The following is a 21,194-nucleotide window of genomic DNA, read 5'->3' on the forward strand; positions in this document are numbered from 1 at the left end:
TATTTACATTTCCTCTTGGCGCTGTTGATTCTTACCGATTCTCTATACGGCAAGCACCGGTCTAGGAGGTAATTCTATTGAACAATTCCCAAGCTCATATCCCGGAACAGACCAGGCTGTTCTCTCAACGAATCATACGTGCCCTGTTGAACGATCTTTCCGTGGTCCATCACAACAATTTGATCGCAATTTTTTAGTGTTGTAAGCCTGTGTGCGATGGATAGAATGGTGGTCCCGTAGACCTCCTTCATCCGCTCAAATTCCACTTGAATCTGCTTTTCCGATGTATTGTCCAGCGCAGATGTCGCTTCATCCAGAATGAGGATTCGTGGCGTCCTCAAAAAGGCGCGTGCTAACGCAATCCTCTGGCGCTGTCCGCCTGAAAGATTGTGTCCGGCCTCTGCCACCAGAAACGCATATTGCCCAGGCATCTGCATAATATCTGCATCAATCGAAGCACGGCGAGCGGCCTCTCGTACCTCTTCCAGAGTAACTTCCCTCTTTATCCCATAACAGATATTGTGAAATATGGTATCTGCGAAGAGGAATGGAACCTGCGGCACCAATACCACAGCTTCCGCCAAATCTGCACGGGTAAGCGCCGCCAGGTCATAGCCACCGATGGTAATCGTACCCTCTGTTTCCTCCAATTTATCGATCGCTTTTGTAACAGTGGACTTTCCACATCCGCTCGGCCCAGCAATCCCAATAAATTTGCCCGCACCGACCTGTAAATTCAGATCTTCCAGGATCGGTTTATCCGGTTCCTCCGCGTAATGGAAACGCAGATGCTGCATTTGAATATCGTTCGAATCCCATTTCTCCACACGCTTTTCTCCCTGTACTGCATAGGAGAAATCCTTAGGAATCCCCAAAATCTGGAAGTAATCGCTTGCCAAAACCGTACATTCCGAGACCTCGTCGAGGATGCGGTGTAGTTCACGCAGTGGTCCGGTCAACTGTGTAAAACAAAGATAAGCAGTCAGTACGGTACCAACACTGATCGCCCCCTGAAAAGCGAGCAAGACGGAAATCCCAATCACCGCTACGTTAAACGCCGCCTCATTGATAAACTTCAGGCAGTCATAAAAAGCCATTGCCCGGTGGTGTTTCATCTCTTTGGTTCGCAAGGCCTCCGACCGCCGGTCGATCCGCGCGCACTCGATCTCCGCACTGTCCATGGATCGAATGGTTTCCATCCCGCCTAGAAGTTCCACCATTGTCCCATCCAGATCTGCTTTGGTTTGTAGAAGTTCTACGCGGATTCCTTTCTGTGTGGAAATCTGACGCATCACAATAAGTGTGCCGACTGGTACGACCAGAACCATCAGCAATGCCACCTGCCACGGCAGTTGGGAGAAGATCACAAACACCGCTGCAATGCCAGTCGCAACTGCCGGTGCAAAATCCATAAAGATTAGCTTGACGAGTTTTGTCGTTCCCTCGATGCTGCGATTCAATCTCCCATGGATATTTCCGGTCATGTTTTGCCGGAAGTAACGCATAGGGGCAAGCATCAGGGAGGCTGCCGCCCGATTGCGAGCTTCTTTCTCCGCCTGCGTCGAGGCATCCTCCACCAGTAACCTGCGGATCACCTTGATGACCTCATTGACCACACTGGTGATCAGGATCACCAGAAGGACTGGTACGGTAGTTTGAAAGGAAATATTTGCCCGGTCTACAAGCACACGATCGGTCAAATAGCCAACCGCCAAGGGCAAAATCTGGCTCAATCCTGCTGAAACCGCGAGAATCAGCAAGACAATCCAAAAAGAACGCTTTTGCCGTTTTTGCAATAAGCCAAAAATCTGTTTGGTCAAGGAGAAAAGGGGCATTTTCCTTCTCATGGCGCATCGCTTCCTTATCGTTGGTCTTTTCTTTCATTCAGTTTATCGCATCTATTGCTCCTTGTCCACTCAAAAGTTTTTTTCTGTTCGTTTCTGGGCACACAAATTGAAGCGCTGAATTCTTTTGATAGAATCCAGCGCTTCAATTTCAAGAAAAATTATGAAGAATTTTCAGATACGTTTTTATAGAAGTCGTTTTATGCATTGCTTTTTTGCATACTTACCGGCATATCCGGCGCCGGTACATCCTGGCTAGAAGTCCGAAGCGCACGCGAAGCATTCAGAATTGCCAGGACGGATACGCCGACATCCGCAAAAACTGCCTCCCACATATTGGCCAAGCCAAAGGCGCCCAAAGCCAGGAATAACAATTTAATGCCCAAAGCAAATACAATGTTCTGCCGTACAATCCGCAGTGTTTTCCGCGAGATACGCACCGCTGCCGCCAACTTGGACGGCTTATCGTCCATCAATACAATATCTGCTGCCTCAATCGCGGCATCCGAGCCAAGGCCGCCCATTGCAATTCCGATGTCTGCTCGAGATAATACCGGTGCATCGTTGATTCCATCGCCGACAAAAGCCAGCTTTCCTTTCTCGCTCGTTCCGTCGAGCAGGCGTTCCACCTGGTGGACCTTATCTCCCGGGAGAAGTTCCGCATGCACTTCGTCGATTCCGATCTCTCGCGCGACCGCTTCACCTACAGCTTTTCGATCGCCTGTGAGCATGACGGTCTTTTTAACACCTTCCCGCTTCAAGGCTGCAACCGCAGAAGCTGCGTCGGGCTTGACTTCATCCGAAATCACAATGTGGCCAGCATAAGTGCCGTCGACCGCTACATGTACAACCGTACCCGTGCGGTGGCAATTGTGCCATTTTGCTCCGATTTGATCCATCCATTTGCTATTTCCTGCGTATACCTCACGCCCATCCACCTTTGCACGCACACCATGTCCGGAGATTTCTTCCACTTCCGACACACGGGATGTGTCCACTGGCTGGCGGTACGCCTCACGCAGAGAGCGCGAAATGGGATGTTCCGAATAACTTTCCGCCAATGCTGCCAGCTCCAAAAGATTTTCTTCGTTGATCTGATCCGGATGCACAGCCGTGACCTTGAAGGTTCCCTTGGTCAGGGTTCCAGTCTTATCAAAGACCACAACCTCTGTTTTTGCCAATGCCTCCAGATAATTGCTGCCCTTTACCAAAATTCCCTGCTTTGATGCACCGCCGATTCCTCCGAAAAAGCTCAATGGCACAGAAATCACCAAAGCACACGGGCACGAAATCACCAGGAAGATCAATGCGCGTTGCAGCCAATCGCTCCAATCGCCGCCGAAAAAGAGAGGAGGTAAAACCGCCAACAGGACGGCGCCAATGACGACAACAGGGGTATAGTACCGTGCAAAACGCGTAATAAAGCTCTCTGCACGCGCCTTCTTGCTGCTCGAGTTTTCTACAAGGTCGAGAATTTTTGCTACGGTAGATTCCCCAAATACCTTTGTAACACGTACTTTCAACAGGCCGCTTTGGTTGATACAGCCGCTGACAACATCATCCCCAGGAACTACATCCCGCGGCAGGGATTCCCCGGTAAGCGCAGCTGTGTCCACAGCAGAACTCCCCTCCAAAACCACACCATCCAGCGGGATCTTTTCACCGGCTTTTATCACGATGGTATCGCCCACCGCCACATCCTCCGGGTCAACCTGTACCAACTTTCCATCCTGTTCTATATTGGCATAATCCGGACGGATGTCCATCAAAGCAGTGATCGACTGGCGGGAACGACCCACTGCATAACTTTGAAACAGCTCGCCCACCTGATAGAACAGCATGACCGCGACACCCTCCGGGTATTCCCCGACGACAAAAGCACCCACTGTGGCAATGGCCATCAAAAAATTCTCGTCGAAGATCTGGCCATGCGCAATATTCCGTATCGCTTTCCACAGAACATCCCAGCCGATGATGGCGTATGGAATCAAGAAGAGAATCAATTTAAAAATTCCATCCACCGGGGCCAATGCCGCGACCACCAGAAGAACCGCGCTAATCAGAATACGAACTAGGGTCTTTTTTTGTTTCTTACTCATAGAAATCCCTCCTGTTCAAAAGATGAAGTGATTTCGCCGGTTCAAAAAGTCTTGGCTTACAGATGGATGACACAATCTGGTTCTACGCGCTTACAGACTTTGACAACCTCCTGCATAATCGCATCAAAGCGGCTGTCTTCGGCATCCACCATCATTTTTTGGGTCAAAAAGCTAACGTTTGCATCGTTAACCCCGTCAATCTTCTTGATGGCGTCCTCCATCTTGCGGGCGCAATTGGCACAGTCCAGATCGGTAAGGTTAAAACGTTTTTTCATGAGAAAATCCCCCTTAAATTTTGTTATTCAGCTACGTGCTCCATGCCCTGATCGATGATCGTCCGGACATGGCCGTCTGCCAGGGAGTAAAATACGGTCTTTCCTTCCCGGCGGTATTTCACCAGTTTGCTTTGCTTCAAAGCGCGCAGCTGGTGGGAAATTGCGGACTGCGTCATATTCAGCAGCTGGGCAATGTCGCAGACACACATCTCCGATTCAAACAACACATACAGGATTTTAATGCGGGTGGAATCGCCAAAAATCTTAAACAGTTCGGCTAAGTCATACAGGATCTCCTCGTCCGGCATATCCTGGGTAACCTTTTCCACAATGTCTTCATGTGCGTGGATAAATTCACAGCGCTCGACTCCATTTTGGTCTGTCATATTTTCACATTCTTTCATATGAGCTATTGTTCATATATTATTATATGCAAGATATTTAGAAAGTCAACCCCCATTTTGCGGATTCTTTCCAACTATTTTATTTTCATCTTTATTTTCATCAAAGAAAGTACATACAAAAAAGCGATTCCCACCTAATTTTCAGGCAGAGAACCGCTTATTAATTTATACAATTTGTATTTTTAATATTATATTATTCTATTTGTAATACATCTATACAAAACGGCCGCAGCAAGACCCTTTCCATTGCGCTGGACGCAACACTATTATACGATCTTGCACGCAGTGGAGGCTCTACAGAGAATCTGGATATTTCCTTGATTCATTCTCCGGCAGAATCCCTACCAAACGGAGCAAATGCTGTGCATTGGTCGTCTGGCAGCGTCCCGGACGAATGCGATAATCAAATAAGATCTCCCGCCCGGAATAGTGCTCTGTAAAATGATAATTGACCGTAGGCGTACACGGGTCCTTTTCCAGATCACACAGTTCAAAATCATGGGTGGTCACCAGCGTCAGCACATTGGACCGCGCCAATCTTCGGATGGTTTCCCGCGCGCCGGTAATCCGGTCGCGGGAATTGGTCCCCCGATAGATCTCGTCGATCAATGCGATCATAGGCGCGCCCGTTTGGCTTTGGTCGATCATCTTCTTTACGCGCAACAGTTCCGCGTAAAAACTGGAAATTCCCTGGCTGACACTATCTTCCACTCGAATAGAAGTACACACCGCCATCGGCGAGGCGCGGAAATACTCCGCCGCCACCACTCCCCCAGCGTATGCCAAAATCAGATTGGTGCCGATACTGCGCAAAAAGGTCGTTTTGCCGGACATATTGGAGCCGGTGATCACACAAACCCTCTGCCGCAGGGAAAACGCATTGCCGACCGCCCTTTCCTCCTGCAACAGAGGATGCCGGAGATCCTTTGCCTCTAAAAACGACTGCGAGGAAGCCTGTATTTCTGGGTATGAATGGACACGCTTTACTTGGGAAAGAACCCCCAAGCTGATGAGTACCTCCACCTTTCCCAGCGCGTCCAGCCATTCCTGGACAACCGAACCATAAGCTGTTTTCCAGGCAACCAAACGCCTGGCACACCGGAAATCGTAAAGAAACAGGGCATTGTATAAAATCAACGCCAACCCATTGTGCCGCGCGGCAATCGAATCCGAAATCTGCTCCAGCTCCTTGAAAGCCTTCTGTGCGCCCCCTTGCTGGCGAAGACAGTTCTGTAGATCCTGCAACATCTCGCTGTGAAAGGATTCGCGTTCCAAACAAGCAGCTAATTTGCGATAAGGCGACACCATCTTATGAACCCGGTAAACAGGCGCAAACTGCTGGTTATGTCCCTTGAGGCACGGAAGAGCAGCCCCCAGCTGTAACAAAGACAGGCAGCTGAAGCCGATCTGCCCTACCTGCGGCGCGATACCGGATAGAGCTCCAAAAAGGCACAACAGCGTCAGTGCCGGAAGAATCCAAAGCAGCATTTGGAACATCGCAGGCGGTTGGCGTCCATCTTTCTGAAGAAAACGCCGCCACACATCGCTGGAGGTTCCCTCTTTCGCATCCCGTTCCGGTAAAGCAAATGCTTGAAACTCCGTGCAAAACCGCTGCTTCTGCGCCAGTTCCTGTACCGCGTCCCGCCGGCGTTTCCACTCCGGCAAACCGGCATATCCATCCCGCAGCCATGCAGCCAACTGGTCCCGGCCATACGGCGTACTGGCTGCACAAATATACTGGTAAAGGGAGGCTTGGCCAAACAGATCGAGGTCTTTTCCCTGCGGGAACTCCTCTGACAAATAGGCGGCGCCATCCACCGGAAAGCCCTTCCAACCGTCGCCGCAGCGGTCCATATAAGCCTTTGCAACATCGCGCAGGGCAGTGTTGTTCTTTTGCCGCTCGACAATTTGGCTGTGCCGCACCACCAAAAGCAGAAATCCTACAAACGCCAATGCGCCAATCTCGTAATAAAGCGGCTGGTTTTGCACATACCCAGCGATACATGCCCCAATCGCGCAGAGCATAACAATGCCTCGCAGAAAGGAACACCGATTATAGGCTTTTCGATCCTGTTCCAACTCGTTCACACAGTTCTGATAAAGTTCCTGATAAAATTCCAATGCTTTGTTCTCCCCGTCAGACCGTTTTATTTGGGTTGCTCAAGCTCTTCCTCCCCTACTTTTTGCTCAATGCGATAGCGCGGCCGCGCCTTTACTTCGCTGTAGATCTTGCCGACGTAACCGCCCACTACGCCAATACAGAGGAGCTGGATGCCGCCCAACAGCCAAATAGACGAAATCGTCGCAGTCCAGCCTGCCACTGCGTTTCCCGTAAAATAGGAAATCAAAGCGTAGATCAGACCACCGACGCTCAATACACTGAGTAGGATTCCCAAATTGGAAATGATTTTGAGGGGTTTCACACTAAATGAGGTAATGCCATCCAAAGCAAAAGAGATCATTTTTTTCAAAGGATACTTGGATTCCCCCGCAAAACGTTCATGGCGGTCATAGAAAACATAGTCACTGCGGTATCCGATCAGAGGAACGATTCCGCGCAGGAACAGGTTTACCTCGCGGTATTCGGAGAGCGCGTCCAGTGCGCGCTGGCTCATCAGCCGGTAGTCTGCATGGTTATAGACGGTTTCCACTCCGAGCAGGCGCATCACTCTGTAAAATCCCTGCGCCGTTGTACGTTTAAAGAAGCTGTCAGTCTCCCGCTTCTTCCGCACCCCGTAAACCACATCACAGCCCTCTCGGAACTTCTGTACAAACTCGTCGAGCACTTCGATATCGTCCTGTAAATCTGCATCCAGACTAATCGCACAGTCCGCGCGCGCTTTCGCCTCCATCAATCCCGCCAACAGCGCATTTTGATGGCCCCGGTTGTGCGCCAATTTCAATCCGCAAACCAACAGGTTCTGATCGCTGAACGCGGAGATCAATGACCAGGTACGGTCCTTACTGCCGTCGTCTACAAACAACATACGGCTTTTCTTCCCCGCCAGACCGGCCTGCTGCATTTTTTGCAGTTTCTCTGTCAGACGCTTGACCGTCTCCGGAAGCACTTCCTCCTCATTGTAACAAGGAATCACCAGATAGACCGTGGGAATATACGTTTCCTTCATTGGTTATTTCTCCTCTTTTCGTCCGGATGCACCGGCTAACGAAAATGTCATGCCGAGCACCGCGATGATTACTCCAATGGCAGGTGAACCAGGCAAGGCAAGAATCAACACGATCCCAAATAGTATTGCAGAAATCCCTAAGAGCTGTAGGTGAATGTGATTCACTCCATTCCCTCCCCTTTCTTCATCGAGAATTCCTTGACCCGAAAGGCACGGCGTTTTGGCGGATGGGCGCGGTCGAACCGCCGGGTGACCAACCAATAGATTCCCAACAGCAAGAACGCTCCCGCCGTCACACAGGCGCCCAATTTCAGGCCGGGCGTCTCATAGTCAAACCGGATGGTGCTCTCCCCTTCCGGCACTCGTACCGCCATAAAGCCGACATTTACCTGTTCGATCTGCGCCGGTTCGCCGTTGACAGTGGCGGTCCAACCGCCCTCGTAGGGAACGCTGAAAAATACCAAACGGTCTTTGTCGGTCGATATTGTAGCAGTAAATCCGCTGTTGTCCCGCTCAAATGTGGAGCACGCCATGCTGCGGCGCGCCAGACAATCGGCGAAATACCCTTCCTGCGTGTAGGCAACAGAATCGATCTCTTCAAAGTGGTTCAGGATGTCTCCATAACGCAGAACTTGTTCATCATCCAACACCATTGTTTTTAAAAGCAGCAAATTCCGGTTGTCCTCGCTCACGCGGTCATACTCTTCACGGGTGATATAGCTGTCATAGCAGAAACCCATGGGGATAAAATACTGGTTTTCCCAAATGTCGAACCCATTTCGCGTATCGACATATTTCCACCCGGGCATCTCTGTTTTTCCGTCCTGCTCAAAGGTCTCCCCACTGGTGATGGGGTCCAACAGCCAACGACAAGAAGTCAACCCGCGCAGGCCGTAATACTTCACATCCGGCCGGGACCCCACATCGCGTTGTACACCGATGGTGGGATAAAACTCCATGATCGAACCCGGTACAATGCTGTGAAAGGCTTGGATCGTGGGCATTTGGAAAAACATCGCCTGATTGTCCATACCGTCATATACGTCGATGCGGCAATTGCTCGTATCCAATTGCAGGTCTTTTCCACCATTGAGTGAATAGGGAATCATATGATCGTGGTTATCGCTGCTCTGCGTTTTTCCCAGCGTGATAAAATACAGCGAATATACCACTGCAATCACCGCCACGCCACACATACAGGAGCGCGCAAAACGTTTGGTCCTCTCCACACCGAACCGCCGGGGAAAGAAGACTCTGCCTCGCCGGTTCAAAAGCTCTTGACGGAGTTGGCGCATCGGGTGGTCCCGCATAAGAACGGCGAGCAATAGCAGGCTGAGCCCCGCAATCGCCACATAGGCCCAGAACCGGGACGGGTATGCTTCCAGCCCGACGGACATGGTTTCTTCATCCCCGGAGGTTGTCGTCTTCACCATCAGCCCGATGGGAAGCGCAATGCCCAAGGTAAACCCAAGGGTCCATTTGATTGCACGCTTCCAGTCCGCGCGCGGGTTTTCCAGCGCAGTCACCGTCGCCAACGACATCATCAAGGTGAGCATATAGAACCACCGTGCGTAATAACTGGAATTAAACAGCTGGAAAGATGAATTCAAAATGGGGACAAACGCCATTAGGAACAGTATGGGCAGCAGAGTTTTGATCCAACTCTTACGCCGCGCCTGCAGCGTGGCAAATACACCCGTCATGCTGAACAGGGGCAACCAAGCGCCCAGAGACGCCCATTTTGACTCGGAATCCGGGGTAAAATTGGGGCGTGCCGGAATATCCGGGGGAAAGAAAAAGCACTCCAAGATGTGTACATACCGTTGATTCCAGCCGTAGAGCAGGGCGCCCCATCCATTCGGGGGATTATCCACACGTGGATTCTGTACTACACAAAGTACGGTAGGAATCAGCAGCACACAGGAACACAGCAGCCCCAGCACAGCCTCACAGGCCAACAGGGCAAAATCCCGCAGTCCAATTCGCCAATCCTTCACGATAAGCCGCAGGAAAAAGTAGATCACACAGAATACAACCTGTCCCACGAAGAAATAATAGTTCATAAAACAGCTGGCAAAAACCAACAGAGCAAACACACCGCGGCGCTTGGTGGCCATGTACTCATCCAAGGCCCAAAGCAACAACGGGAATACAACAATCGCCTCGTGGAAATGGTTAAAGAAGATATTATACACCGAAAAACCGGAGAATGCATAGAGCATCCCGCCCAGGACCGCATAGTCCGGTGTGCGGACATAACGCTTTAAGTAAATAAAACCTGTCAGAGACGCGCAACCAAATTTCAAAACCAGCAAAGGCCCCATCAAATGTGGTACCGCTGCACTCGGGAAGGGAATCGTCAGCCAAAAAAACGGACTCCCCAACAAATAAAAGGTATAGGACCCGATAAAATTTGCTCCCAGGTCGGTGGTCCAGCTCCAACCCAGATTGCCGCTTCGGATTGCATCATGGCACATTTGATAAAACGGAACCTGTTGCACATTAAAATCGCCATAGAACAAAAAATATCCGTCATCCCAGAGAATAAAAGGGAGAAAAAACAGGAGGGAAATGCCTATTCCATAGAGGAAAGCCCTCCAATAGTAGCTGGAAGCCCTTTCAGGAAAACGCAACTGCGTCACAGAATCACCTGACTTTCGTTGTCTTTCTTATTCTTTCGCCGTAGATCGTGGCATTTTCTTCCATAAGATGGTATTATTATAATGCGTATGAGGCAAAGCCACAAGCCTGAAAACGGACTCGTGGTTCAAAAGCGCGGACGGCATCCGACTTTTCTCTAGGAGCGATGCTTTGTACCGCGCATTTTGATGGATGCACAAAGAAGAGCTGGATACAGTCATTAAGAACCATTATAGCATATGCAATTGGAGAACAAACAAAAAAATGGACGTCCCAGCCCCCAAAAAAAGAATTCTGGAATATGGTTAGATCCGGGCTTCTCTATATGGAAAAACAGCCAAACCGCTGGTTTTTTTTCGCTTTTCCCAGCTTCTGACAGGTTTTTTTAGCGTTTTGAAAGATCTTGCAAACTTCAACGGTATTGGAGGTGTAGGATGGATGCCATCCGAATTTTTTGCCATGCTTTCCCGCATGAAATATATCGATCGTTGGGGGTTGATGCGAAATACCCGACAAGAGAATCTGAGCGAACACAGCTTTGAGACCGCTGTATTGGCACACGCACTGGCTACACTGCGCAATGTCCGATTTGGAGGGCATGTCAACCCCGAGCGCGCTGCTGTGTTAGCCCTTTTTCACGATGCCCCCGAAACATTAACCGGCGATTTGCCCACGCCGGTGAAATACTATAGCGCCGACATTCGTGGCGCTTATCGCGCCGTGGAATCTGCCGCAGAGCAAACGTTGCTTTCCCTTCTTCCCAGCGACTTGCAGGATATTTATGCGCCCTTGTTGCGTGGAGACAGTGAGACAGATGCGGAACTCCATCGATTGGTCAAAGCAGCGGACAAGCTCTCCGCCCTCATCAAGTGCCTGGAGGAACGCCGTATGGGTAACGCTGAATTTCTTAAAGCAGAAGACAGCCTTTGGGAATCCATTCGTGATATGCAGATTCCAGAGGCCGACTGTTTTTTGGAAGAATTTCTTCCCGCTTATCTGCTCACCTTGGACGAAACCCGCCCCGACGAATCATCTCACAAGGGCCGGCGCGATTCCCTCTTATAAAGCTAGCTCTGCATGGGCGTTCTTCTGTGGAATACTCTCTGCGGTTTATCACGAAGAGAATGACAGATTTTCCAGCAAGACCGGTTTTTAACAAGCACTAAAATTATATTATAGAATTATATTTCGTGACGAAACCAGTATAATATACGAGTTAATGCGCACTTTTCCAAAAAAATTGTTGCACGGCCAGCAGGCTGCTGCGTTTAAGGACTGATATTGTGAATCAAGATAATAAGAAAAAGAAGCGGATTCGTCTGATCCGCAATATAGTTGTTTTGTTTCTGAGCTTGGTTTTTGTGATCTTTGGCAGCGGCTTGGTGTATGCGGATATGCTTTTGAGCCAGATCCATTATAACGGTTTGAGTTCTCTTGCCCCGCCGAGCGGATCGATTTCTCTGCCCAGTGGCGGGGAGGGGACTTCTTCCACGGATGAGATCACCGGAGATCCCAACCTGTTGGGTGGTTTGTACCACGATGACGCCATCACCAATATCCTTTTGCTCGGCGTAGACGACTACCAAGACAATGACATTGGCCGCAGTGACAGTATGATGATGGTTTCGGTCGATACCCGGCATAAAAAGTTGAAGTTGACCAGCTTCATGCGCGATCTCTATGTTGCCATTCCCTATCATGGAAGCAACAAGCTGAATGCGGCTTATCCATTGGGGTACCAACAGGGCGGCGCCGGTGCAGGCGGACAATTGGCTGTTTCGACCATCGAGGCCAACTTTGGTGTGGACATCGACCGCTTTGTCCTGATCGACAATTCCGCGTTTGACCAAATCATCGATAATCTGGGCGGGGTGGAGATCACATTGACCGCAGCCGAGGCACGGCTAATCAACCAGAATTCCGGCGACCCCAGCCGCAACCTGACAGAAGGCACCTTTAATCTTTCTGGCAAGCAGGCGCACTATTACTCCCGTATCCGTGCGATCGGCGATGACTTTGAGCGTACACAGCGCCAACGCAATGTGTTGACCAGCCTAGTGAATAAGTTTAAGACATCCAATATTGGTACGATCAATAAAGCGCTGTACGACTGTCTTGGTTTGGTTCAAACCAACATGACAAAGGACGAAGTGTTTTATCTTGCAGCAAATGCCCTGACCTATATGAATTATCCTATGGAAGAGCATCGTGTTCCGGAAGACGACGAATACTATGCAACCCGTGTCGATGTAGGATCTGTGTTGGTTCCCTATCGTGAGATGTGTTCGGAAAGTCTCATCGATTTTATCTTTGAGGACGACCGGCCTGAGATGACCACGGATTAAAATTGCAAAGAGGGTGTCCCAAAAGTCATGAAATGACGGAAGGATACCCTCGATTTTTTTAACTCAGATATTTTTCCAGACAGAAAGAGGATGCCCCTTTCCTATGGATCGAAAAATCCATAGTTTTGGGTCACCCTCCTCCAACCAAATGCGCTTTCCCTTCCTGCTCTCGTTCGGGGCCTTTGTCTTTTCGCCCATGGTTCGTCCACAAAAAGTCCGTACAATGAGGGAGTCCCATGCAAAAACAATCCAACCGGCCATATTCATAGGCGCATACCAATTCCGCAAAAGTTGCCCGGCGCTGCCATCTTTCAGGGAGAACTCGGCTGTTTCGGGGTTTAGCCATTCTACTAGAAGCCCTATCCTGGTATGAAACCATTCCTTCACTGTTTTAAAGACTTTGGGGAAGTGCGAGACGCTTGCAGATATCCTTATTCTTTGGTATACAGATCACGTTACAGAGGGGCCTCCCCCATCCCGTTGGAAATCGCCACGACCGCCAGTGGATCTGTTTTGGGCCTTACTTTCGAAGCATTCCCCACCATCTGCTCCGCTTGCTAAAGCATACAATAGAATTCCTTCTATCTCCAAAACAAACACATGGTTTTCCACCCCATAGCGGCCTGAACCGGTTTTTTTACGAGTATTTTTCTAATTTAATTTTATATATCTTTTCACAAAAACTTATAAAACAATATTTTTTAAGAATATTTTACATAAGGATGTCATTTTATGTTTCAAATACGCACTGGAACCTCTGTAGAGGTCAACATTCACGGTCTAACGACCATGGACGCCAAGCAGCAATTGGAACAGCTTTTAAACCGACTCCCTCCCGATGTAACGGAAGTCGTAGTGATTCACGGGTATCACAGCGGGCAAACGCTGAGCAATATGGTGCGCAAACGTTTAAAGCATCCGCGTATCCGGGCAAAGATTCTTTGTCTAAACCCCGGAGAAACAAGACTGATGCTCCATACTTCCTTACAACGCCACAAGAAATAGCGTTTTTTCTTACAGCAAAGGCATGCTTTCATCCTTTGTGGGTTCTGCCGGACCCCGGGAAAGGCGGCTAAAGGAATAACGCAATACCCGTCCCAAACGTTCCCTCCCCTTTTTGATATGTACGGAAACTGTCCCCGGCGTAAGCCCCAATGTTTCTGCAATTTCATTCACGCGCATCTGTTCAAAATATCGCAAACGGATGCATTCCTTTTGACGTGCAGTCAATTCCCCTTCCATAGCGGCTTGTAAACTTCGCAGCATTCTTCGATATTCCAAATCAACCGGTTCTTTCCCATGCACGGGTATGGACAGTCGATCTCCAAAAAGGTCCAAGCTTAAATCCGATTTTCTTCTCATCGCAACCTCCCGCATCTCATCAGATGGTTCCCAACATGTAGACAGTCCAGATACATGCTATACAACAGCTGTGCGCGTTCTTCCAGCTTGTCCGCCTCACTCCCCTCTGCAAAGGAGGCGGCTTGACATCGCAGTAGGCGCACCCGTGCGCGAAGGCGATCCGCCTCCAATAAGTATTCCTCCCCCCATGCAAGGTAATCCATTTTCACATTTCTCCTTTAAGGATATTAGAATCTTAATAAGATTCTTTTCGATTTTATGCTACCATCACATGTGAAAAAAGTCAACCTTTTTAGAACAAATGTTTTTATAAAATATTTTTTAAAACTCTTGACAAACCAAAAAACATCGTATATACTGTAAATAGTTATACAGGACAGGACAATCGTAAGTTCGCGTGATATATTTGAATTAGCGCCATGCATACCCAATGCATACTGTCGGATGACAGTAAGGTCCGTATATTCCAGCCATTGAAGAGCAATCTTCAATGGCTTTTTTATTTTTCTTCGGCTTAAACAAGGTTGACGTCCTCTCTTTCACGTGTCCCGATCATATGACAAACGTACAACGCTTTGTTCCTCGTAGAACACAGTCGGTATTTTTATAGAAAAATTTAGGGAATTTTCTTTTTCACCATCCGCATGGCTATAAGAAAAATAATTACAAGAATGACAAGACCTATTCCCTGCACCACCACACGAAAATACCACGGGGCGGACTGCATCTCGTACAAAGCAGGATGTGTCCTGTAGTCATAATACTGAAAAACGCTGCTGCCTATAAAACCTCCAACCGTGCCCCATAATCCGATTTGTAGTATATGATAGAATTTTTTCATCCTTTACACTCCAAAATGTTCGTCTGTTGTTATAAATAATAATATTGGTTCGTCGCGTTGCCTCAAATATAGGCCAGTACATGTAATAATCGTCTTTTTAATCTGTCTTACTTGCCTAATAGGCAAATTCAGCTAACGATCATGATACCATGTATGCCAAACCATTGCAACGTATGAACGCAACTGCCAGAATGACAGGCCAGGAAACACCGTGAATGGAGGACCTCTGATTTTATTGAACGATCGCGTGCTCTTTTCTTGACAAGTTTCGCTCCAATATGCTAGCATAATTGTGTTTGAAATCATTTTCAAAAGGGACATGCACCAGCGTGTCCCCATTTTTGTGTAATGAATAAGGATGGAATGCCATGAGAACCCAAACAAATGTAAAAAAGATGGCCATTCTCGCCATGATGGTTGCACTGGGGGTAATTTTGTCCCCATTCTGCGCGTTCCCGGCATGGCGCCTATGCAACATTTTATCAATGTTCTCGTCGCCGTCCTCCTGGGACCATGGTATGCCCTCGCCTGTGCCATTCTTATATCCATTTTGCGGATGTGGTTGATGGGCGTCAATTTGCTTGCTGTCACGGGTTCGGTCTTTGGCGCCGTCCTTTCCGGCCTTCTTTACCGGGCAACGGGCAAACAAATCGCTGCTGTGATCGGGGAAATCATTGGTACCGGGATCATCGGCGCCATGGCCTCCTATCCAGTGATGGCATTCTTTTACCATATGGAAGGTGTGGTGCTGTTTACTTATGTGCCATCATTTGTCGCTGGCACAGTGATCGGGGGCTTCACCGCCTATTTTTTTCTAAAGGCACTTGCAAAAAACGGGCTGTTGACCCGGTTACAAAGGATGGCAAACGAATGAAAACCGTTGAAATCGCAGCACTGTTGGAGCGTATCGCTGCAACAGCGCCGTTAATCCATTGTATAACCAACCATATCTCAATCAACGACTGTGCCAACGCTATTTTAGCGCTTGGCGCCCGGCCAATTATGGCAGAACACCCAGAAGAGGTTGCGGATATTTCTTCTCACGCAGGAGCTTTGGTATTTAATTTGGGGAATATCAGTGATTCCCGTATGGAGGCGATGCGTTGTTCTGCATATGTCGCCGGAAAGGCCGGTATTCCCCTTGTGTTGGACCCTGCAGGGGTAGGATGCAGCAGGCTTCGGCGATCTTTCGTGCAAGAACTGACAAGGATTGCGCCCTTTTCTGTCATCCGCGCCAACTGTTCAGAGCTTCGAGCGCTGTGCAAGGGGGATTCCACAACCGATGGAGTGGACGCCGCGGCTAATGATCGGATCACCCGGAAGACGGCGCAACAGCAAGCCCATTGGGCCCTGGAAACAGCAAAACGGTTTCATTGCGTTGTATCCGCTTCTGGGGAAGTGGATATTGTTTCCGATGGACAATCCTGTTGGTTTCTTTTCAATGGCTCTCCCATGTTGGGCCAAATCACAGGTACGGGCTGTATGTCGAGCGCGATAACCGGCGCTTGCTGTGCAGTTGGGCCTCCACTGGAAGCAGCCATCTTAGCTACAAGCCTCATGGGAATCTGTGGAGAACAGGCAGCAATCGAGACGAAGGCGCTTGGCAAAGGAAACGGAACGTTTCATCAAGCCCTGTTGGATGCCCTCTCGACCCTGACACCCGAAATATGGGTACGGAATCTATATATGGAAGGAGCTTCCTTATGAATCGATCGAATTGTTTGTTATATCTTGTGACCAATAGCGACCATTTTACAAGGGAGCGATTCCTCTCGGTGATTGAAGAAGCCCTACAAAATGGTGTGACCATGTTGCAGCTTCGTGAAAAAGAACAAAGCGGCCGGGATTTTTACGAAGAAGCTCTTGCTGTGAAAAAACTAGCTGAGCACTACAAAGTTCCACTCATCATCGACGATCGCATCGATGTCGCCCTCGCTGTAGACGCAGACGGTGTGCATGTGGGGCAAAGCGATCTTCCTGTCTTTGTGGCTAGAAATCTCTTGGGACCAAATAAAATCGTTGGTGCAACAGCAAAAACGGTTGAACAGGCTTTGGAAGCACAGCGCCAAGGAGCCGATTATCTAGGGACGGGCGCCATCTTTCCCACCCAGACCAAAACCGCTGCGATCCGCACCAGTGTAGATACTTTGTGCGGGGTCTGCCGGGCTGTGCAGATTCCAGTTGTCGCGATTGGGGGGCTCAAACAGGACAATCTCTCTATATTAGAAGGTGCTCCTATCCGCGGGATTGCTGTTGTATCGGCCATTATGGCAAGCCCTCACCCCGGAAAATCCGCCCGCGAGCTGGCTGTCATGGCCCAGGCACTGGTGCAAAAGGGCCATAATTGAATATGTTCAGTTTGGTTGTTTCCCATTGAGGGTTCCCCAAAAGGCATGAAAGGACGGAAGGACCCCCTCGTTTTTTAGAAATCCGATATAGAAAACCCGGTTATCCGTATAAACACAACATTTAAAGACCATTCATAATTCTAAAAATAATTATTATACCACGAATTTACTACATATTGAATAAGCCTTGATACGACAGAAAAGGATAAGGGAGATTGCACAAACACGTGCATCTCCCTTGTTTAATAAGTATAATTTAATTTTAGATTTTTCCTTTTCTTTCTTCAACCATAGCAACAAATCTGTCAACAGTTTCTGGCGTTTGATGATTGAAAAATAAGCTCTCTTTTGTATCTAATTCAGAGATTTTCTTCATCTCTTCATCAGAAAGAAGAAAGTCAAAAATTTCGATGTTTTCTTTCATTCGTTCGATGTGTGTTGATTTCGCCAAGGCGACAATATTTCTTTGCATGAGCCAGCGTAAAATAACCTGTGCCGTTGATTTCTGATATTTTCCAGCAATACTCAGCAATACAGGATTGTGAAACATATTGCTTTTGCCTTCCCCAAACGGCGCCCATGCTTCCATTTGTACATGGCGTTTTACCATATTTTCTTGTGCTGGTATCTGCTGATGCAGTGGGTTGACTTCTACTTGATTGACGTGTGGCGGTATCTCGTTGAAAGCAACCATATCAGCCAGTCTGTCCGGTGCAAAATTGCTAACGCCGATAGCTTTGATTTTTTTCTCTTTATATAGCTCCTGTAAAGCTCTGTAAGCACCGTAATAATCACTGAACGGTTGATGTAAAAGGACTAAATCAAGATACTCAACTTTCAATTTCTCCATAGATTTTAGGATTGATTTCTTGGCTTGTTCATACCCATAATTGTCAATCCATACTTTGGTTGTGATGAACAATTCTTTTCGCGGCAGTTCGCATTTGCTTATTGCATTACCAACTTCTTCCTCGTTGAAGTAAGACTGTGCAGTATCAATATGTCGATACCCTACTTTTATGGCATCTAAAACACATCTTTCACAATCTTCCTTTGCAATCTGGAATACTCCAAAACCAAGTTTTGGCATCTGTACTCCATTATTTAATGTTACATATTCCATAATTCTTACCTCCTTGCTTTTTTATCTTCTTCAGAATACAATTCAATTATAAAATCCGGTAGTTACTACCGGTCAAGCGTTTTTTGAAAAATTAAAAAAATTTGAGGAGATGAGAATGTGTATTCCATGAAAGAGGTTTGTAAAGAAACAAATATGCCCTACGAAACCTTGAAATTTTATTGCAATGTAGGACTTGTACCAAATGTCAAAAGGAACCGTAACAATTATCGGGTTTTTGATGATAAAGATATTGCGTGGATTAAAAGCCTTTCCTGCTTAAAAAAATGCGGAATGAGTATAGCGGAAATGAAAGAGTATGTAGAATTATGCTTACAGGGAGAAAAATCTATTCCAAAAAGAAAAACAATACTTCAACACAGAAAGAAATTGTTGTTGAAAAAATTACAGGAATTAAAAGATTGTCTTGAATATATCGACACAAAACAAACATTTTACGACGATGTCCTATCAGGAAAAATTCCATACACAAGTAATCTCATTAAAATTTCAAACGATTGAACCATATTTACAGCAACAAAACTTTCCTATTTCTTCTGATCCGACATAGGCAGGAAAGAAAAAGCCCTCTGTTCCGCTTGTCTTTCAAATATTTGTCGAAGTCCATTTCATCAAAGTCTTGTTCTGGCGAAGTGCTTAGGAGATTGTTTTTTCTGTCTATATCCGCAAGCTCACGCAATACCCTTCCGTCATAAGGATTGTGCTTTTTAGGCTGTTGTCGGTAGCGGTCTAAGCTACGTATGTCTTTATGCACTCTCATAATTCGTTCCAACTTCTGGCGCTATAGTAACCGCTTGATTTCTATGAGTTCTTCCAGCCCCACGGCCTCGTTGGAAAGGTAATTCCTGATATACTCAATCCGTTTCGTTTCTATGTAAAACCTGTATTCTTGTTCAAAATTGAAATATTCATCTTCAGGCATATAATCTAAAGTACTATTAAAATCCTGTTTAATAACGTTCATGATATATGGATCGGTATGGCCGATATACTTCCATTCTCCCGATAATAATTTATTGGGCGTCCCCTCTAACACGTCCATTATTTTTTCCAGCATGTCAAAGGCCGGACCGTTTCGCCCTTTTCAATCTTAGATAAGCTCTGCATATTGATACCGATGGCATCCGCAAGTTCCTGTCGCTTCATTTTTCTACATTTTCTTACGTTCTGCATGTTTCCCCCTAAAGAACGCAGTTTCTTATAATAAACCCAAATATATTTCCAGACAGAAAGAGGATACCCCTTTCCTATAAATCGAACCATCCGTAATTTTGGGTCACCTTTTTCTTTTGAAAAAGAGGTTTACGAAAACGGTTCCTTGCTGTATAATAAGCCCTGTCCTATCAGCAAATCATAATAAGGATCGGTTTGCCTGCGTATTGTTATAAAATTAATGAAAACTTGTTCACCCGATTCCAAGATCGGGCCCCATTGAATACGCGGCATCCCCACGGAGGACTTCATGAAATTAAAACCACTGCAAATCGGCAATCTAGTCGCACGTATCCCGATCATTCAAGGTGGCATGGGAATCGGCATCAGCCTTTCCGGTCTGGCCGGGGCGGTCGCAAAGGAAGGCGGAGTCGGCGTCATTTCCGCTGCACAGCCCGGTTTCAATGAGCCCGATTTTCGGGAAAATACGCAGGAAGCCAACATGCGCGCACTTGGCCGTGAAATCCGCAAAGCCAAAGAAATTTCCAACAACGGAGTAATCGGCGTCAACATTATGTGTGCGCTGCGTCATTACAAGGAATATGTTCGGTGTTGCATAGAAAATGGGGCAGATTTGATTATTTCCGGTGCAGGTCTGCCAACTTTGCTTCCGGAACTTGTTCAAGGCAGCAAAATCAAATTTGCACCGATTGTGTCCTCTTTAAAGGCTATCCAAGTTCTGTTCAAACTATGGACCCGGCGTTATCATACCGTGTCCGATTTTGTCGTAATCGAGGGGCCGATGGCGGGCGGTCATCTGGGCTTCTCTCCAGAAGAAGTTCAAGGCGATGATTTTTCGGATTATGATGAGGAAATCAAGCGTATAATCGCCTATGTAAAAAGTTTCGAGGAGCCGTTTGGGAAACAAATTCCTGTTATCGTCGGCGGAGGCGTCTATGACCGCTCCGACATCGATCATGCTCTTTCTTTAGGGGCGGATGGCGTACAAATGGCGACGCGTTTTGTTGCGACCGAGGAATGCGATGCAGACATATCTTTCAAGCAAATGTATGTCGAGGCAAAAAAAGAGGATATTGTCATTGTAAAAAGTCCTGTTGGAATGCCGGGACGGGCAATTCGGAATGCCTTTATTCGGGAGAGAGAAACAGACCGTCAGCCTGTAACACACTGTTACCAATGCTTGGAGCACTGTGACCCCAGTACCATCCCCTATTGTATTACGGATGCGCTGGTCCGGGCCGCACATGGCGATGTTGACCATGCACTTTTATTCTGTGGAGCCAATGCTTGGCGCGTCGATAAAATCATGACCGTTCAAGCACTCATGCAAGAATTAAACGCAGATAAAGACAGATAAAAATTGATAAATCCGGTACACTAAAATATATCTATTTCTCCCCTTCATTATGTTCCTGCTTTAAAAAAGAGAGTCCTTTCTGCAATCCAAAGGGACTCTCTTTTGCATTAAAAAATTCTTTAATCAATGTGCAAAGCTCACTGGATAGCATACCTCCATACAAGTCCATTCCATTAAGCCTTGCATGAAGCTTTTTCAAGTCCTAATTTCACAATATCACCTCTTTTTGATAACTTC

The 21,194-nt window shown here is 47.5% G+C and carries 20 protein-coding genes and 1 pseudogene; 8 read left to right on the forward strand and 13 right to left on the reverse strand.

The window, feature by feature from the left end:
• Positions 1-74: 74 nt before the first annotated feature.
• The 8 genes from ACGCCZ_RS14645 to ACGCCZ_RS14680 all read right to left on the reverse strand — a co-directional run bounded on the left by ACGCCZ_RS14645 (position 75) and on the right by ACGCCZ_RS14680 (position 10,392).
• Entirely contained in the window at positions 75-1,847 is a 1,773-nt protein-coding gene (locus ACGCCZ_RS14645) for an ABC transporter ATP-binding protein (RefSeq protein ID WP_054324629.1), read from the reverse strand.
• 197 nt (positions 1,848-2,044) lie between these two features.
• The gene (locus ACGCCZ_RS14650; RefSeq protein WP_054324628.1) at positions 2,045-3,943 is read right to left on the reverse strand and encodes a heavy metal translocating P-type ATPase; all 1,899 of its coding nucleotides are present in this window, start codon (positions 3,941-3,943) and stop codon (positions 2,045-2,047) included.
• A gap of 56 nt (positions 3,944-3,999) precedes the next feature.
• Positions 4,000-4,218, reverse strand: a complete 219-nt coding sequence (locus ACGCCZ_RS14655) for a cation transporter (RefSeq protein ID WP_054324627.1) — start codon at positions 4,216-4,218, stop codon at positions 4,000-4,002.
• A gap of 23 nt (positions 4,219-4,241) precedes the next feature.
• The gene (locus ACGCCZ_RS14660) at positions 4,242-4,604 is read right to left on the reverse strand and encodes an ArsR/SmtB family transcription factor (protein WP_085531301.1); all 363 of its coding nucleotides are present in this window, start codon (positions 4,602-4,604) and stop codon (positions 4,242-4,244) included.
• Positions 4,605-4,916: 312 nt separating this feature from the next.
• A complete protein-coding gene (locus ACGCCZ_RS14665; protein WP_054324626.1) occupies positions 4,917-6,743 on the reverse strand; it encodes a MutS-related protein in 1,827 nt (608 codons plus the stop codon).
• 26 nt (positions 6,744-6,769) lie between these two features.
• Positions 6,770-7,750: a glycosyltransferase family 2 protein gene (locus ACGCCZ_RS14670; protein ID WP_411656395.1), complete on the reverse strand. Its 981-nt coding sequence runs from the start codon at positions 7,748-7,750 to the stop codon at positions 6,770-6,772.
• A 3-nt stretch (positions 7,751-7,753) separates the two neighbouring features.
• A complete protein-coding gene (locus ACGCCZ_RS14675) occupies positions 7,754-7,915 on the reverse strand; it encodes a hypothetical protein (protein WP_411656396.1) in 162 nt (53 codons plus the stop codon).
• Positions 7,912-10,392: a YfhO family protein gene (locus ACGCCZ_RS14680; protein ID WP_411656397.1), complete on the reverse strand. Its 2,481-nt coding sequence runs from the start codon at positions 10,390-10,392 to the stop codon at positions 7,912-7,914. Before ACGCCZ_RS14680 ends, ACGCCZ_RS14675 begins: the two co-directional genes overlap by 4 nt.
• Before the next feature lie 436 nt (positions 10,393-10,828).
• On the opposite strand from ACGCCZ_RS14680, the gene yfbR reads away from it, so the two are divergent.
• From yfbR to ACGCCZ_RS14695, 3 genes are all read left to right on the forward strand, one after another.
• Positions 10,829-11,455 (forward strand): 5'-deoxynucleotidase, encoded by a 627-nt coding sequence (yfbR, locus tag ACGCCZ_RS14685; protein WP_411656398.1) that lies wholly within the window; start codon positions 10,829-10,831, stop codon positions 11,453-11,455.
• A 218-nt stretch (positions 11,456-11,673) separates the two neighbouring features.
• Positions 11,674-12,735, forward strand: a complete 1,062-nt coding sequence (locus ACGCCZ_RS14690; protein WP_242967171.1) for an LCP family protein — start codon at positions 11,674-11,676, stop codon at positions 12,733-12,735.
• A 732-nt stretch (positions 12,736-13,467) separates the two neighbouring features.
• Positions 13,468-13,740, forward strand: a complete 273-nt coding sequence (locus tag ACGCCZ_RS14695) for a Smr/MutS family protein (RefSeq protein WP_054324622.1) — start codon at positions 13,468-13,470, stop codon at positions 13,738-13,740.
• 9 nt (positions 13,741-13,749) lie between these two features.
• Here ACGCCZ_RS14695 and ACGCCZ_RS14700 read toward each other — a convergent pair whose 3' ends face one another.
• From ACGCCZ_RS14700 to ACGCCZ_RS14710, 3 genes are all read right to left on the reverse strand, one after another.
• A complete protein-coding gene (locus ACGCCZ_RS14700; RefSeq protein ID WP_085531288.1) occupies positions 13,750-14,097 on the reverse strand; it encodes an RNA polymerase sigma factor in 348 nt (115 codons plus the stop codon).
• Complete coding sequence (locus ACGCCZ_RS14705; RefSeq protein ID WP_085531286.1) at positions 14,094-14,300, reverse strand: hypothetical protein; 207 nt, start codon at positions 14,298-14,300, stop codon at positions 14,094-14,096. Before ACGCCZ_RS14705 ends, ACGCCZ_RS14700 begins: the two co-directional genes overlap by 4 nt.
• Before the next feature lie 413 nt (positions 14,301-14,713).
• Entirely contained in the window at positions 14,714-14,938 is a 225-nt protein-coding gene (locus ACGCCZ_RS14710; protein WP_054324620.1) for a hypothetical protein, read from the reverse strand.
• Positions 14,939-15,398: 460 nt separating this feature from the next.
• Here ACGCCZ_RS14710 and thiW point away from each other — a divergent pair, with 460 nt between their 5' ends.
• From thiW to thiE, 3 genes are read left to right on the forward strand one after another with little or no spacing between them, the layout of a single operon-like run.
• On the forward strand, positions 15,399-15,812 hold the full coding sequence (gene thiW / locus ACGCCZ_RS14715; RefSeq protein WP_411656399.1) for an energy coupling factor transporter S component ThiW: 414 nt from the start codon (positions 15,399-15,401) through the stop codon (positions 15,810-15,812).
• On the forward strand, positions 15,809-16,645 hold the full coding sequence (gene thiM / locus ACGCCZ_RS14720) for a hydroxyethylthiazole kinase (protein WP_054324618.1): 837 nt from the start codon (positions 15,809-15,811) through the stop codon (positions 16,643-16,645). The genes thiW and thiM overlap by 4 nt, the downstream gene beginning before the upstream one ends.
• Entirely contained in the window at positions 16,642-17,286 is a 645-nt protein-coding gene (gene thiE / locus ACGCCZ_RS14725) for a thiamine phosphate synthase (protein WP_054324617.1), read from the forward strand. The genes thiM and thiE overlap by 4 nt, the downstream gene beginning before the upstream one ends.
• A 262-nt stretch (positions 17,287-17,548) precedes the next feature.
• Here the strand turns inward: thiE and ACGCCZ_RS14730 are convergent, their stop codons facing one another.
• Positions 17,549-18,409, reverse strand: coding sequence for an aldo/keto reductase (locus tag ACGCCZ_RS14730; protein WP_054324616.1), 861 nt, complete (start codon positions 18,407-18,409; stop codon positions 17,549-17,551).
• Between the two features lie 126 nt (positions 18,410-18,535).
• On the opposite strand from ACGCCZ_RS14730, the gene ACGCCZ_RS14735 reads away from it, so the two are divergent.
• The gene (locus ACGCCZ_RS14735) at positions 18,536-18,928 is read left to right on the forward strand and encodes a MerR family transcriptional regulator (protein WP_411656458.1); all 393 of its coding nucleotides are present in this window, start codon (positions 18,536-18,538) and stop codon (positions 18,926-18,928) included.
• A gap of 7 nt (positions 18,929-18,935) precedes the next feature.
• Here the strand turns inward: ACGCCZ_RS14735 and ACGCCZ_RS14740 are convergent.
• Positions 18,936-19,600 (reverse strand): annotated as a pseudogene (locus ACGCCZ_RS14740) (helix-turn-helix domain-containing protein).
• Positions 19,601-19,889: 289 nt separating this feature from the next.
• Between ACGCCZ_RS14740 and ACGCCZ_RS14745 the strand changes: the two are divergent.
• Entirely contained in the window at positions 19,890-20,957 is a 1,068-nt protein-coding gene (locus ACGCCZ_RS14745; protein WP_085531277.1) for an NAD(P)H-dependent flavin oxidoreductase, read from the forward strand.
• Positions 20,958-21,194 lie beyond the last annotated feature (237 nt).

The organism is Anaeromassilibacillus sp. SJQ-1, assembly GCF_046693725.1.
Classification (GTDB): Bacteria; Bacillota; Clostridia; order Oscillospirales; family Acutalibacteraceae; genus Anaeromassilibacillus.

What these genes read in the sequence shown, in the direction of transcription:
- ACGCCZ_RS14700 (WP_085531288.1), bottom strand. Translation starts at nt 14,097, where the DNA reads ATGAGAAGAAAATCGGATTTAAGCTTGGACCTTTTTGGAGATCGACTG.
- thiM (WP_054324618.1), top strand. Translation starts at nt 15,809, where the DNA reads ATGAAAACCGTTGAAATCGCAGCACTGTTGGAGCGTATCGCTGCAACA.
- thiE (WP_054324617.1), top strand. Translation starts at nt 16,642, where the DNA reads ATGAATCGATCGAATTGTTTGTTATATCTTGTGACCAATAGCGACCAT.
- ACGCCZ_RS14650 (WP_054324628.1), bottom strand. Translation starts at nt 3,943, where the DNA reads ATGAGTAAGAAACAAAAAAAGACCCTAGTTCGTATTCTGATTAGCGCG.
- ACGCCZ_RS14660 (WP_085531301.1), bottom strand. Translation starts at nt 4,604, where the DNA reads ATGACAGACCAAAATGGAGTCGAGCGCTGTGAATTTATCCACGCACAT.
- ACGCCZ_RS14655 (WP_054324627.1), bottom strand. Translation starts at nt 4,218, where the DNA reads ATGAAAAAACGTTTTAACCTTACCGATCTGGACTGTGCCAATTGCGCC.
- ACGCCZ_RS14695 (WP_054324622.1), top strand. Translation starts at nt 13,468, where the DNA reads ATGTTTCAAATACGCACTGGAACCTCTGTAGAGGTCAACATTCACGGT.
- ACGCCZ_RS14670 (WP_411656395.1), bottom strand. Translation starts at nt 7,750, where the DNA reads ATGAAGGAAACGTATATTCCCACGGTCTATCTGGTGATTCCTTGTTAC.
- ACGCCZ_RS14710 (WP_054324620.1), bottom strand. Translation starts at nt 14,938, where the DNA reads ATGAAAAAATTCTATCATATACTACAAATCGGATTATGGGGCACGGTT.
- ACGCCZ_RS14745 (WP_085531277.1), top strand. Translation starts at nt 19,890, where the DNA reads ATGAAATTAAAACCACTGCAAATCGGCAATCTAGTCGCACGTATCCCG.
- ACGCCZ_RS14705 (WP_085531286.1), bottom strand. Translation starts at nt 14,300, where the DNA reads ATGGATTACCTTGCATGGGGGGAGGAATACTTATTGGAGGCGGATCGC.
- ACGCCZ_RS14735 (WP_411656458.1), top strand. Translation starts at nt 18,536, where the DNA reads ATGAAAGAGGTTTGTAAAGAAACAAATATGCCCTACGAAACCTTGAAA.
- ACGCCZ_RS14645 (WP_054324629.1), bottom strand. Translation starts at nt 1,847, where the DNA reads ATGAGAAGGAAAATGCCCCTTTTCTCCTTGACCAAACAGATTTTTGGC.
- ACGCCZ_RS14730 (WP_054324616.1), bottom strand. Translation starts at nt 18,409, where the DNA reads ATGGAATATGTAACATTAAATAATGGAGTACAGATGCCAAAACTTGGT.
- yfbR (WP_411656398.1), top strand. Translation starts at nt 10,829, where the DNA reads ATGCCATCCGAATTTTTTGCCATGCTTTCCCGCATGAAATATATCGAT.
- thiW (WP_411656399.1), top strand. Translation starts at nt 15,399, where the DNA reads ATGGCGCCTATGCAACATTTTATCAATGTTCTCGTCGCCGTCCTCCTG.